The 14,389-nt window shown below is 73.6% G+C and carries 4 protein-coding genes and 1 pseudogene; all 5 read left to right on the plus strand.

All coding sequences use genetic code 11. The annotated features are described in order from the left end of the window. Positions 1–41 precede the first annotated feature (41 nt). A pseudogene (locus ACFZCD_RS02250) lies at positions 42–10,058 on the plus strand (type I polyketide synthase); the annotation flags it as partial. A 19-nt stretch (positions 10,059–10,077) separates the two neighbouring features. After that, positions 10,078–11,334: a crotonyl-CoA carboxylase/reductase gene (ccrA, locus tag ACFZCD_RS02255; protein ID WP_391826958.1), complete on the plus strand. Its 1,257-nt coding sequence runs from the start codon at positions 10,078–10,080 to the stop codon at positions 11,332–11,334. A 41-nt stretch (positions 11,335–11,375) separates the two neighbouring features. Continuing rightward, positions 11,376–12,572 carry a cytochrome P450 gene (locus ACFZCD_RS02260; protein WP_391826960.1) on the plus strand — a complete coding sequence of 399 codons (1,197 nt, stop codon included), beginning with the start codon at positions 11,376–11,378 and terminating at the stop codon, positions 12,570–12,572. 222 nt (positions 12,573–12,794) lie between these two features. Next, positions 12,795–14,009, plus strand: a complete 1,215-nt coding sequence (locus ACFZCD_RS02265; RefSeq protein ID WP_391826962.1) for a cytochrome P450 — start codon at positions 12,795–12,797, stop codon at positions 14,007–14,009. A gap of 51 nt (positions 14,010–14,060) precedes the next feature. Further along, a complete protein-coding gene (locus ACFZCD_RS02270) occupies positions 14,061–14,252 on the plus strand; it encodes a ferredoxin (RefSeq protein ID WP_391826964.1) in 192 nt (63 codons plus the stop codon). Positions 14,253–14,389 lie beyond the last annotated feature (137 nt).

Below are 14,389 nucleotides of genomic sequence, written 5' to 3' on the forward strand. Positions count from 1 at the left end.
GACGGATGGGGCGGATGAGCAGCAACGAAGACAGGCTTCTCGAGTATCTCAAGCGCGTCACCGGGGACCTTCGCCAGGTCCGGGACCGCCTGCGCGAGGTCGAGGAGAAGGATCAGGAACCCATCGCGATCGTCGGCATGGCGTGCAGGTACCCGGGCGGTGTGCGCTCGCCCGAGGACCTGTGGCAGCTGGTGGTCTCCGGTGGCGACGCCGTCGGGGAGTTCCCCGGGGACCGCGGCTGGGACGTGGACGGCATCTACGACCCGGATCCTGAGGCGTCGGGGAAGACGTACACGCGGCGTGGCGGATTCCTGTACGAGGCGGGGGAGTTCGACCCGGGGTTCTTCGGGATCAGCCCGCGTGAGGCCGTGGCGATGGATCCGCAGCAGCGGTTGCTGCTGGAGACCACGTGGGAGACGTTCGAACGGGCCGGCATCGACGCGGAGTCGGTGCGGGGGAGCCGTACGGGAGTCTTCGTCGGCTCCGGCTACCAGGACTACGTCAACCTCCTCCTCGGCGTGGCCGGCGAGTCCGACGGCCACCTCGGGACCGGCAACTCGGCCAGCGTGATGTCCGGCCGCATCGCCTACACCTTCGGCCTGGAGGGCCCGGCGGTCACCGTCGACACGGCCTGCTCGTCCTCGCTCGTGGCCCTGCACTGGGCGATACAGGCCCTGCGCAGCGGCGAGTGCTCCATGGCACTGGCCGGCGGCGTGCAGGTGATGACGACGCCCACCGCCTTCGTGGAGTTCAGCCGCCAGCGCGGCCTCGCCCCGGACGGACGGTGCAAGCCGTTCGCCGCCGGGGCCGACGGCACCGGCTGGGCCGAGGGCGTCGGCATGCTCCTGGTGGAGCGGCTGTCGGACGCCCGGCGCAACGGACACCAGGTACTGGCGGTCGTCCGCGGCAGCGCCATCAACCAGGACGGCGCGTCCAACGGCCTGACCGCCCCGAACGGCCCGGCCCAGCAGCGGGTGATCCGCCAGGCGCTGGCGTCGGCCGGCCTGTCTCCCGCGCAGGTCGACGCCGTGGAGGCGCACGGTACGGGGACGACGCTCGGCGACCCGATCGAGGCGCAGGCGCTGCTGGCCACGTACGGCCGGGAACGGCCCGAGGGACAGCCGCTGTGGCTGGGGTCGCTGAAGTCCAACATCGGTCATGCCCAGGCTGCGGCCGGTGTCGGCGGCATCATCAAGATGGTCATGGCGATGCGCAACGGCGTGCTGCCGCAGACGCTGCATGTGGACGAGCCGACGCCGCACGTGGACTGGTCGGCGGGTGAGGTGCGGCTGCTGACGGAGGCCATGGACTGGCCGGAGACCGGCCACCCGCGCCGCGCCGCGGTCTCGTCCTTCGGCGTCAGCGGCACCAACGCCCACACCATCATCGAGCAGGCCCCGGACCAGGACGACGAGCCGGCCGGTGCCCCCGCCGCCGGCCCGCTGGCCTGGGTGCTCTCCGCCAAGAGCGACGCGGCGCTGCAGGCCCAGGCGGCCCGGCTGCTGTCCTTCGCGGACAGCGGGGCGGCTCCGGCGGACATCGGGCTGTCGCTGGCCACGACGCGTGCGGCCCTCCGTCACCGGGCCGCGGTGGTGGGGGAGACCCGCGAGGAACTGCTCCTCGGGCTCCGGGACCTGGCCGCGGGCACCCCCTCGCCCGCAGTGCTGCTGGGGCGCCCGGCGGGCGGCAAGACCGGGTTCCTGTTCTCCGGTCAGGGTTCGCAGCGGATCGGCATGGGGCGCGCGCTGTACGAGGCGTTCCCGGTGTTCGCGGAGGCGTACGACGAGGTGTGCGCGCATCTGGACGCGCCGGTCGACGTCGACGCCGAGACGCTGCACCGGACCGGGTGCACCCAGCCCGCGCTCTTCGCCGTCGAGGTGGCGCTGTTCCGGCTCCTCGAATCCTGGGGGATCCGGCCGGACTTCCTCGTCGGCCACTCCGTGGGAGAGATCGCGGCCGCGCACGTGGCCGGTGCGCTGTCCCTGGAGGACGCGGCCAAGCTGGTGTCCGCGCGTGCCGCGCTGATGCAGGCGCTGCCCGCCGGCGGGGCCATGGTCGCCGTGCAGGCGACCGAGGACGAGATCCTGCCGCACCTCACCGACGCGGTGAGCATCGCCGCGGTCAACGGCCCGCAGTCCGTGGTGATCTCGGGTGACGAGACGGCGGCCCTGGCCATTGCCGCGGCCTTCGCCGGGCAGGGGCGTAAGACGTCGCGGCTGAAGGTCAGCCACGCGTTCCACTCGCCGCTCATGGACCCCATGCTCGACGCGTTCGCGCAGGTCGTACGGGAGCTGGTCTTCGAGGAGCCGAAGCTCCCGGTCGTCTCCAACGTCACCGGCCGCCTCGTAGAGTCGTACACCCCCGAGTACTGGGTCCGGCACGTCCGTGAGGCGGTCCGCTTCGCCGACGGCGTGCAGACCCTGCAGGACCTGGGTGTCACCACCTTCGTGGAGATCGGCCCGGGCGGCGTCCTGAGCGGGATGGTGCAGGGCTGCGTGGCTGAGGCCGTCACCGTCCCGGTGCTGCGGGCCGACCGCCCCGAGCCGCAGGCCCTCGTCACGGCGGTGGCACAACTGCACGTCAACGGCGTCGCGGTGGACTGGAGCGTGTTCTTCTCCGGTGCCCGGAAGGTCGGTCTGCCGACGTACGCCTTCCAGCACGAGCGGTACTGGGTGGAGGCGCCGGAGCCCGCGGCCGCGGCGGCCGATCCGGTCGACGCGGAGTTCTGGGAGACGGTGGAGCGCGAGGACCTGGAGGCTCTCGCGGGCACTCTGGACATCCGTGCCGAGGACGCGTTCAGTGACGTCCTGCCGCGGCTGTCATCGTGGCGGCGGCAGCGCAAGGAGCAGTCCGCCGTGGACGGCCGGCGCTACCGCGAGTCGTGGAAGCGGCTGGGCGAGCTCGGCCCGGCCGGCGCCGGCGGCACCTGGCTGCTGGCCGTTCCGGAGACGGAGAACGAGCAGATCAGCGCGGTCCGTGCCGCACTCACCGCTCGCGGCGCCGCTCTGAAGACCGTGGTGGTCGGTGCGGCGAGCGACCGCGACGGCCTGGCCCGGGAGCTGGCCGCGGCGGGACCGGTCGACGGCGTGCTGTCCCTGCTCGTCACCGGCGACCCCGTCCTGCCCACGCTGCTGCTCGTCCAGGCCCTGGACGACGCCGGCATCGACGCCCCCCTGTGGTGCCTCACCTCGGGCGCGGTGGCGGTCGACGCCTCCGACGCCGTACGCGACGCACGGCACACCCAGGTCTGGGGCCTGGGCCGGACCGCGGCCCTGGAACTCCCGCGGCGCTGGGGCGGCCTGATCGACCTGCCCGAGACCATCGACGACCGGGCCGCCGCACACCTCGCCGAGGTACTGGGCCGGGCACGGACGCGCCGGTGGCAGGAGGACCAGCTCGCCGTCCGCGCCTCCGGCGTCTTCGCCCGGCGGCTCGCCCCCGCACCGGCCCGCCCGGCCACCGGCCGGTGGCGCCCCCGGGGCACGGTCCTGATCACGGGCGGCACCGGCGCCCTGGGCGGCCACGTCGCCCGCTGGCTGGCGCGCAACGGCGCCGAACACCTCGTGCTCACCAGCCGCCGGGGCGCCGACGCGCCGGGCGCCGACGGGCTGCGGGCCGAGCTGGAGACCCTCGGCGCCCGCGTCACGATCGCGGCGTGCGACGTCGCCGACCGCGACGCCGTGGCGGCCCTGCTCGCCGAGCACATCCTCACCGCCGTGGTGCACACCGCCGGAGTCGCCGACGCCGGCATGCTGACCGCCACGACCCCGGCCGACTTTGCCGCCGCACTCGCCGCGAAGGCCGGCGGCGCCGCACACCTGGACGAACTGCTGGGCGAGCAGGAGCTGGACGCCTTCGTCCTCTTCTCCTCCATCTCCGGCGTCTGGGGCAGCGGCGGCCAGGCCGCCTACGCGGCCGGCAACGCCTTCCTGGACGGGCTCGCCCGGCAGCGCCGCGACCGCGGACTCACCGCCACCGCCGTCTCCTGGGGCCCCTGGGCCGACGGCGGCATGGTCGAGGACGGGGACGACGAGGAGCGGCTGCGCCGCCGCGGACTGCGCGCGATGTCCCCCGAGACGGCGATCACCGCCCTGCAGCGCGCCCTCGACCGTGACGAGACGGTGCTGACCGTGGCCGACGTGGACTGGTCGAGCTTCATCGTGCCGTTCACCCTCGGCCGCCCCAGCCCCCTGCTCGGCGACCTCCCCGCGGTGCGCGCGACCCTCGCGGAGGACGTCCCCGAGGAGAAGCGCGGCTCCGGGGCGCTCGCCGAGAGCCTGACCGGGCTGTCGCAGGACGACCGGGCTCGCGTGCTCGTGGACCTCGTGCGCACGCACGCCGCCGCCGTGCTCGGGCACCGTGGAGCGGGCGCGATCGAGGCCGACCGGCCCTTCCGGGACCTCGGCTTCGACTCCCTGACCGCAGTGGAACTGCGCAACCGGATCAACGAGGCGAGCGGCCTGGCCCTGCCCACGACGCTGGTCTTCGACCACCCCACCGCCGCCGACCTCGCCGCGCACCTGCTCGCCGAACTCACCGGCGGGGAAGCCCCCGGGGCCACGGCCGCGGCGGCCGCCGCCGTGCTCGACGAGCCGATCGCCATCGTCGGCATGGCCTGCCGCTACCCCGGCGGCGTGCGCTCGCCCGAGGACCTGTGGGAACTCGTCGTCTCCGGCCGCGACGCGATCACCCGGTTCCCCGGCAACCGGGGCTGGGACGTGGAAGCGCTCTACCACCCGGACCCCGACCACCCCGGCACCACGTACACCACCGAGGGCGGATTCCTGCACGACGCGGACGAGTTCGACCCCGCCGTCTTCGGGATCAGCCCGCGCGAGGCCGTCGCCATGGACCCCCAGCAGCGCCTGCTGCTGGAAACCGCCTGGGAGGCCTTCGAACGGGCCGGGATCGCCCCCGGCTCGGTGCGCTCCACCGCCACCGGCGTGTTCGTCGGCTCCGGCTACCAGGACTACACCGCCCGCCCGCTCAAGGTGCCCGACGGCGTCGAGGGCTACATCCCCAGCGGCAACGCGGCCAGCGTGATCACCGGCCGGCTCTCCTACACCTTCGGCCTGCAGGGCCCGTCGGTCACCGTCGACACCGCCTGCTCGTCCTCGCTGACCGCCCTCCACCTCGCCGTACAGGCGCTGCGCAACGGCGAGTGCTCGATGGCGCTGGCCGGTGGCGTGATGGTGATGGCCGGCCCGTCCGCCTTCACGATGTCGAGCAGACAGCGCGCGCTGGCCGCCGACGGCCGCTGCAAGGCGTTCTCCTCGTCCGCCGACGGCACCGGGTTCGCCGAAGGCGTGGGCCTGGTCCTGGTCGAGCGGCTGTCCGACGCGCGCCGCAACGGGCACGAGGTCCTGGCCGTGGTGCGCGGCTCCGCCGTCAACCAGGACGGCGCCTCCAACGGCCTCACCGCGCCCAGCGGCAAGGCCCAGCAGCAGGTGATCCGCCAGGCGCTCGCCAACGCCCGGCTCGACCCGGCCGAGGTGGACGCCGTGGAGGCCCACGGCACCGGCACCCGGCTCGGTGACCCCATCGAGGCGCAGGCGCTGCTGGCCACCTACGGCAAGGAGCGCTCCGAGGACCGGCCGCTGTGGCTCGGCTCGCTCAAGTCCAACATCGGCCACTCGCAGGCGGCCGCGGGCGTCGGCGGCGTCATCAAGATGGTGATGGCCATCCGCAACGGCGTCCTGCCGCAGACCCTGCACGTCGACGAGCCGACCCCCGACGTCGACTGGTCCGCCGGGCACGTACGCCTGCTGACCGAGCAGACCGCCTGGCCCGACCGGGGCAGGCCCCGCCGGGCCGCCGTCTCCTCGTTCGGCATGAGCGGCACCAACGTGCACACCATCATCGAGCAGGCACCGGAGACCGTGCCCGCCGCCGGGGACGAGCAGACCGGTGAGACACCGGGCGACACCGCCTCCCGGGCTGCGGACGCCTTCCCGTGGCCGCTGTCCGCGAAGACCGAGCGGTCGCTGCGCGAACAGGCACGCCGCCTGCTGGCACACCTCGACCGCACCGAAGGACTCACCCTGCCCGACGTGGGCCACGCCCTCGTCACCACGCGGACGCAGCTGGAGCACCGGGCCGTGGTCGTCGGCCGCGACCGGCACGAGATGCGGGCCGGGCTCGCGGCGCTCGCCGGCGGCGAACCGTCCGACAGCGTCGTCCAGGGCACCGCCGCGGCCTCCGGCAAGGTCGTCCTCGTCTTCCCCGGCCACGGCTCGCAGTGGCCGGAGATGGCCAGGGAACTGCTGGACGCCTCCCCGGTCTTCGCCGAGCAGGCGAAGGCCTGCGCGGAAGCCTTCGCCCCGTACGTCGGCTGGCCGCTGCTGGACGTCCTGCGGGCGGAGCCGGGCGCGCCGGGCATGACCGAGGTGGAGGTCGCCCAGCCGGCCCTGTTCACGGTGATGGTGTCGCTCGCCGCCCTGTGGCGCTCCCACGGAGTCCAGCCCGCCGCCGTGGTCGGCCACTCGCAGGGCGAGGTCGCCGCCGCGTACGTCGCGGGGGCGCTGACGCTGGACGACGCGGCCAGGATCGTGGCGCTGCGCAGCCGGACGCTGACCAAGCTGACGGGCAAGGGCGCGATGCTGGCGGTCGCGATGCCCGCCGACCGGGCCCGCGCGAGGCTGGAGAAGTACGGGGACCGGCTGTCGGTCGCCGCCGTCAACGGGCCCGCCGCCCTGACCGTCTCCGGAGACCCCGACGCGGTCGGCGAACTCCTGGCGGAGCTCGAAGGCGAAGGCGTGCGCGTGCGCAAGGTGCGCGGCGCCACCGGCGCCGGGCACTCCGCCCAGGTCGACGGCCTGCGCGACGAGCTGCTGGAGCTGCTGGCCCCCGTCTCGCCGCGCGCGGCGGACATCCCCTTCTACTCCACCGTGACCGGCACGGTGCTGGACACCACCGGCCTGGACGCCGAGTACTGGTACCGCAACGCCCGCCGCACCGTGGAGTTCGAGCGGACCGTCAAGGCGCTGCTGGCCGACGGGCACGGCGTGTTCGTCGAGTGCAGCCCGCACCCGCTGCTGTCCGGCGCCGTACAGGAGATCACCGACGAGGCGGGCGCCGACGTCGTGACCGGCGCCTCGCTGCGCAGGGACCAGGGCGGCACGGACCGCTTCCTGCGCTCCCTGGCCGAACTGCACGTGAACGGCGTGCCCGTGGACCTGACGATGCCCTTCGCCGGCCGGCCCGTACGGCGCGTGGACCTGCCGACCTACGCCTTCCAGCGCCGGCGGTACTGGCTGGAGAGCGCCGACCCGGCGCCCGCGGGCGCCGATCCGGTCGAGGCCCGGTTCTGGGAGCTGGTGGAGAACGCGGACCTGCCGGAGCTCGCCGGTGAGCTCGGCACGGACGACGCCGCCCTCATCGGCCCGGCGCTGCCCGCGCTGTCCGCGTGGCGGCGGCGCAGCCGCGAGAAGTCCACGGTGGACGGCTGGCGCTACCGGGTCTCCTTCCGGCAGCTGACCGACCACCCGGCGGCCCCCGACCTGGACGGCCTGTGGCTCGCCGTCCTCCCCGCCGGGCTGGCGGACGAGGAGTGGGCGGCCTGCGTCGTCGGCGTCCTGGGCGCCCACGGGGCGAAGGTGCGGGTCGTCGAACTCCCCGTCGACTGCGACCGCGAGGACGCCGCGGCCCGGCTCGCCGGGGAACTCGGGGACGAACAGCCCGCCGGAGTCCTCTCCATGCTGGGCCTGGCACCCGGCCGGCACCCCGCCCACCCCACGCTGTCCGCGAACCTCGCCGCGACGGTGACCCTGCTGCAGGCGCTGGGCGACCTGGACGTTCCGGCACCGCTGTGGTGCGCGACCCGCGGCGCCGTGTCCACCGGGGCGGCCGACCCGCTGCGCGACGCCGGCCAGGCACAGCTGTGGGGCCTGGGCATCGTGGCCGCCCTCGAACAGCCGCGCCGCTGGGGCGGCCTGGTCGACCTGCCCGAGGTGCTGGACGAGCACGCCCTGCGCCGCCTGGCCGGGGCACTGGCCCAGCAGGACGAGGACCAGCTCGCCGTGCGCGCCGACGGCGTGTTCGGCCGCCGCATGGTCCGGGCCCGGCCCGCCGACGCGGAGCCCGCCAAGCCGTGGCAGCCCCGCGGCACCGTCCTGATCACCGGTGGCACCGGCGGCGTGGGCCGGCACCTGGCCCGCTGGCTGGCCGGCGCCGGAGCACAGCACCTGGTGCTGACCAGCAGGCGCGGACCCGACGCCCCCGGCGCGCAGGAACTGCACGCGGAGCTGACCGCGCTCGGCGCCGACGTCACCATCGCCGCCTGCGACATCGCCGACCGCGACGCGGTCGCCGGGCTGCTCGCCGGCATCGAGTCCCGGCACCCGCTCACCGCGGTCCTGCACGCCGCCGGCACGGCCCGCTCGTCCCTGCTGACCGACGCCGGGCTGGACGAGTTCGCCGAAGCGGCGGCCACCAAGGTCACCGGCGCCGTCCACCTCGACGAACTCCTCGACGGCCGTGAACTGGACGCGTTCGTCCTCTTCGCCTCCGGCGCCGGAGTCTGGGGCAGCGGCGGCCAGGCCTCCTACGCCGCGGCCAACGCCTTCCTCGACGCCCTGGCCCTGCAGCGACGGGCACGCGGCCTGACCGCGACCTCGCTGGCCTGGGGCGGCTGGGACGGCGGCGGCATGGTCGACGACGCGGTCCGGGAGCGCGGCGAGAAGCGGGGCCTGGGCTTCATGGCCCCCGAGCTCGCCGTCTCCGCCCTGCACCAGGCCGTCGAGCACGACGAGGCGGCCCTGACCGTCGCCCCCATCGACTGGGAGCGGTTCCTGCCCGCCTTCACCGTGGGACGCCCGAGCCCGCTGCTGTCCGACCTGCCCGACGTACAGCGGCTGCTGGAGGCCGAGCAGGCCGCCGAGGAGACGGACGCCGAAGCGGGCCTGGCGGCCGAACTCGCCGGACTCCCCGAGGCCGAGCAGGAAGAGCGGCTGCTGGAGCACATCCGCTCCCTGAGCGCCGTGGTCCTCGGCCACGCCTCGGCCGACGACGTGGCGCCCACCGCGCAGTTCCTGGAGCTGGGCTTCGACTCGCTCACCGCGCTCGACCTGCGCCGCCGCCTGTCGGCGGCGACCGGTCTGCGGCTGCCCGCGGGACTGGCCTTCGACCACCCCACGCCCACCAAGCTCGCCAAGCACCTGCGAACCCAGCTCTCCGGCGCCGCGAACGGCACCGCGCAGGAGGAACGGCCCGCCGACATGCTGGTCCAGCTCTACCAGCACGCGAGCGAGAACGGGACGGCCCCCGAGGCCATGGGCATGCTGATGGAGGCGGCCCGGTTCCGGCCCTCCTTCGACCGGCCCGGGGACCTGGCCGAGCGGCCCGCCCCCGTGCGGTTCTCGCAGGGCGACGAGCCCCTCGCGCTGATGTGCTTCTCGCCGTACGTCGTACCGGCCGGAGCGCACCAGTACGCGCGCTTCGCCGCCCCCTTCCGCGACCGGCTCGACATGTGGGCCCTGACCCACCCGGGCTACGAGAAGGGCGAACCGGTCCCCTCCGGCGTGGACGCCGTGCTCGCGCTGCACGCGCAGACCGTGCGGGAGTGCGCCGGCGGCAAGCCGGTCGTCCTGCTCGGCTACTCCTCGGGCGGCTGGATCGCCCACGGCGTGGCGGCGCACCTGGAGGCCATGGGCGAGAAGCCGGCGGCCGTGGTGATGGTCGACAGCTTCAGCCGCGAGATCCCCTTCGACCACACCGTGCTCAACGCCATGGCCCAAGCACAGTCCCAGCGCCTGGACTTCATGCGGTCCGGCGGCGAACAGCTCACCGCCATGGGCTGCTACATGCGCCTGTTCGACGAGTGGGCCGCACCGGAGATCGCGGCCCCGACCCTGCTCGTACGGGCGAGCGAGCCCATGCTGCCCGGCGCCGCGGACGGCGACGGACGCGCGGCACCGCCCGAGCACGTGGACACGGTCGTCGAAGTGGCCGGAAACCACTACTCGATGATGGAGGACCACGCCGGCACCACTGCAGCGGCAGTGCGGACCTGGCTGGCGGACGTCCTCACCGACCGGGCCGGCGGCCCGGAACACAGCTAGAAGGTGGGAGACAAGAACCATGACGAAGAGGCTCTACGAGATCGGCGAGACCCCGCCGCTCGGTGAGGTCCCGCAGCAGATGTACGCCTCGGTCATCCGGCAGAACCGTTACGGACAGCCGAAGCAGGCGTTCCGCACCGAGGTCGTCGACACCCCCGGGGTGGGACGCGGACAGGTGCTGGTCTACGTGATGGCCGCCGGCATCAACTACAACAACGTGTGGTCCTCGCTGGGACAGCCCGTCGACGTCATCGGCATGCGGCAGCGCCAGGGACAGCAGGAGGACTTCCACATCGGCGGCTCGGAGGCCTCCGGCGTGGTGTGGGCGGTCGGCGAAGGCGTCCGCAACGTCAAGGTGGGCGACCACGTGCTGCTCACCAGCGGCCAGTGGGACGAGACCGCCCCCGACATCCGGATGGGCACCGACCCCCTGGTCTCCGAGAGCATCAAGGCCTGGGGCTACGAGACCAACTACGGCTCCTTCGCCCAGTTCTGCCGGGTCGACGAGTACCAGTGCCACCCCAAGCCCGCCCACCTGTCCTGGGAGAAGTCGGCGGCCTTCCTGCTCACCGGGCCCACCGCCTACCGGCAGCTGTTCGGCTGGCAGGGCAACACCGTCCGCCCCGGCGACCCCGTCCTGATCTGGGGCGGCGCCGGCGGCCTCGGCTCCATGGCCATCCAGCTCGTCAGGATGGCCGGCGGCATTCCCATCGCCGTGGTCTCCGACGAGGACCGCGCCGAGTACTGCCGCCGCCTCGGAGCCGAAGGCACCATCAACCGCCGCGACTTCGACCACTGGGGCCGGCTGCCCGACGTCGGCGACGCCGAGGCGTCGGCGCGCTTCCTGCGCGGCGCGCGCGGCATCGGCAAGAAGATCTGGGAGATCCTCGGCGAGCGCAAGTCCCCGCGGATCGTGCTCGAACACAGCGGCCAGGACACCCTCCCCACGTCGATGTACCTGTGCGACAACGCCGGCATGGTGGTGATCTGCGGCGGCACCTCCGGCTACAACGGCGACATCGACCTGCGCCACCTGTGGATGCGCTCCAAGCGCCTCCAGGGCTCGCACTACGCCAACACCCGTGAGTGCCGCGAGGTCATCAAGCTGGTCGGAGACGGCCTGCTCGATCCCTGCCTGTCCGCCTGCGAGGGCTTCGAGGACATCGGGCGCATGCACCAGATGATGCACGACAACGTCCACCCCTCCGGGAACATGGCCGTCCTCGTGAACGCGGTCCGGCGCGACGAGACGACCCTCCGGCTCCCCGCCGCCTGACGGCCCCCCAACCCCTCCCACCAGCACGTGCAAGGAGAGTCATGACCCAGCCCGCCGGCGCGCCCGCCGTCCCCAAGGCCCGCAGCTGTCCCTTCCTGCCGCCGGACGGCCTCGCCGACGTCCGCGAGACCGCCCCGGTGAGCCGGGCCACCTTCACCAGCGGCCACGAGGCGTGGCTCGTGACCGGCTACGAGCAGGTGCGCGCCCTGCTGCGCGACCCGTCGTTCAGCGTCAAGGTGCCCCACGCCCTGCACACCCAGGACGGCGTCGTCACCCAGAAGCCCGGCCGCGGCAGCCTGCTGTGGCAGGACGATCCCGACCACACCGACGACCGCAAGCTGCTCGCCAAGGAGTTCACCGTCCGGCGCATGCAGGCGCTCCGGCCGAACATCCAGCGCATCGTCGACGAGCACCTCGACGCCATCGAGGCGCAGGGCGGCCCGGTCGACCTGGTGAAGACGTTCGCCAACCCGGTGCCGTCCATGGTGATCTCCGACCTGTTCGGCGTCCCCGTCGAGCGGCGGGCGGAGTTCCAGGAGATCGCCGAGGCGATGATGCGCGTCGACCAGGACGTCGCGGCCACCGAGGCCGCCGGCATGCGCCTGGGCGGCCTGCTCTACCAGCTCGTCCAGGAGCGCAAGGCCAATCCCGGCGACGACCTGATCTCGGCGCTGATCACCACCGAGGACACCGACGGCGTCGTCGACGACATGTTCCTCATGAACGCGGCCGGCACCCTGCTGATCGCGGCCCACGACACCACCGCCTGCATGATCGGCCTCGGCGCGGCGCTGCTCCTCGACCGCCCCGACCAGCTGGCCCTGCTCCGCGAGGACCCGTCGCTGATCGGCAACGCGGTCGAGGAGCTGCTGCGCTACCTCACCATCGGCCAGTTCGGCGGCGAGCGCGTCGCCACCGAGGACGTGGAGCTCGGCGGCGTGCGCATCGCCAAGGGCGAGCAGGTCGTCGCGCACGTCCTGGCCGCCGACTTCGACCCCGCCTTCGTCGAGGAGCCGGAGCGCTTCGACATCACCCGCCGCCCCGCCCCGCACCTGGCCTTCGGCTTCGGTGCCCACCAGTGCATAGGCCAGCAGCTCGCCCGCATCGAGCTGCAGATCGTCTTCGAGTCCCTGTTCCGCCGCTTCCCGACCCTGCGCCTGGCCAAGCCCGTCGAGGAGCTCCGCTTCCGCACCGACATGGTCTTCTACGGCGTGCACGAGCTGCCCGTCACCTGGTGACCCGCACACCACAGTGAACCCCCCACCGGTGTGCAGCGCCCGCGGGCCGCGGGCGCTGCACACCGCATTCCGCTGCGACGCCCGAATACCTGAATGTTTCGTTCAGTGAGACGGCCCGTTACGGCGCTTGCGGCAGCTGTACGGAAAAACCTTGCCGACGGATTGAATTCCGTCTCCCGTATCCCTGAGTAACGGCATCGCTGACCGTTTGAAAGGCACGTCATGACCGAGACCGATATCCGTTCCACCGAGTCGCCGGCCCCCGCCTTCCCGCAGGACAGGACCTGCCCGTACCAGCCGCCGGCGGCCTACACGGAATGGCGCGGGGAGAGCCCCCTGTCGCAGGTGAAGCTGTTCGACGGCCGGCCGGCGTGGCTGGTGACGGGGCACGCCGAGGGACGTGCGCTGCTCGCCGATCCGCGGTTGTCCTCCGACTGGGGTCACCCGTCCTTCCCCGTGGTCGTCCGGCGCACCGAGGACCGCGGCGGGCTGGCCTTCCCGCTGATCGGCGTCGATGACCCCCTGCACGCGCGGCAGCGGCGCATGCTCATCCCCAGCTTCGGCGTCAAGCGCATGAACGCCATCCGCCCCATGATCCAGAGCCTGGTGGACCGGCTGCTGGACGAGATGCTGGAGAAGGGGCCCGTCGCGGACCTGGTGTCGGCCTTCGCGCTGCCCGTGCCCTCGATGGCGATCTGCGAGCTGCTCGGCGTCCCCTACGGCGACCACGACTTCTTCGAGGAGCGCTCCCGCGACTTCGTGGGCGCCGAGACGTCGGCGGAGGCCGACGCGGCGTTCGGCGAGCTGTACGCGTACCTGCACGGGCTGGTCGGGAAGAAGCAGGCCGAGCCCGGGGACGGCCTCCTCGACGAGCTGATCGCACGTCAGCTGGAGGAGGGCGAGCTGGACCACAACGAGGTGGTCATGATCGCGCTGGTCCTGCTGGTGGCCGGCCACGAGACCACCGTCAACGCGATCGCCCTCGGCGCCCTCACGCTCATGCAGCACCCCGAGCAGCTCGACGTGCTGCTGAAGGACCCGGGCGCGATCTCGGGCGTGGTCGAGGAGCTGCTGCGGTTCACCTCCGTCTCCGACTACATGGTCCGGATGGCCAAGGAGGACATCGAGGTCGGCGGCGAGACCATCAAGGCCGGGGACGCGGTGGTGGTCTCCATCTCGCTGATGAACCGCGACGCCAAGGCGTACGAGAACCCCGACGTCTTCGACGCCCGGCGCAACGCGCGGCACCACGTCGGCTTCGGCCACGGCATCCACCAGTGCCTCGGGCAGAACCTCGCGCGCGCCGAGCTCGAGATCGCCCTCGGCACGCTCTTCGCCCGCATCCCGGGCCTGCGCCCGGCCGTGCCCCTCGACGAGGTGCCCATCAAGGCCGGCCACGACGCCCAGGGCCCGGTCGAGCTCCCGGTCACCTGGTGAGGACGACGGGCGAAGGAACGGAAGGAACGAGAGGAAAGGAGGCGGTCCGCCTTGCGCATCACCATCGACCGTGACCGGTGCATCGGCTCCGGCCAGTGCGTCATGACCGCGCCCGGCGTCTTCACGCAGGACGACGACGCGCTGGTCGCCCTGCTCCCCGGGCAGGAGGACGGGTCGGGCGACCCGCGCGTGCGCGACGTCCCGATGGCCTGCCCGGTACAGGCCGTCATGATCTCCGGCTGAGCCGCGCGGGCCGGGTGCCGTGGGGGGGGGCGGCCCGGGGGGGGGGGGGGGGCCCCCCCCCCCCCGGCCCCCGGGGGGCCCCCGGGGGGGGGGGGGGGGGGGGGGGGGGAAAGGACTGGTTTTTTTAGTGGGGGTGG

This window comes from Streptomyces sp. NPDC008001 (genome assembly GCF_042958085.1).
Lineage (GTDB): Bacteria > Actinomycetota > Actinomycetes > Streptomycetales > Streptomycetaceae > Streptomyces.

Bases quoted from the DNA above. Each gene is read 5' to 3' on its own strand.
- ccrA (WP_391826958.1), top strand. From the start codon at position 10,078: ATGACGAAGAGGCTCTACGAGATCGGCGAGACCCCGCCGCTCGGTGAG.
- ACFZCD_RS02260 (WP_391826960.1), top strand. From the start codon at position 11,376: ATGACCCAGCCCGCCGGCGCGCCCGCCGTCCCCAAGGCCCGCAGCTGT.
- ACFZCD_RS02265 (WP_391826962.1), top strand. From the start codon at position 12,795: ATGACCGAGACCGATATCCGTTCCACCGAGTCGCCGGCCCCCGCCTTC.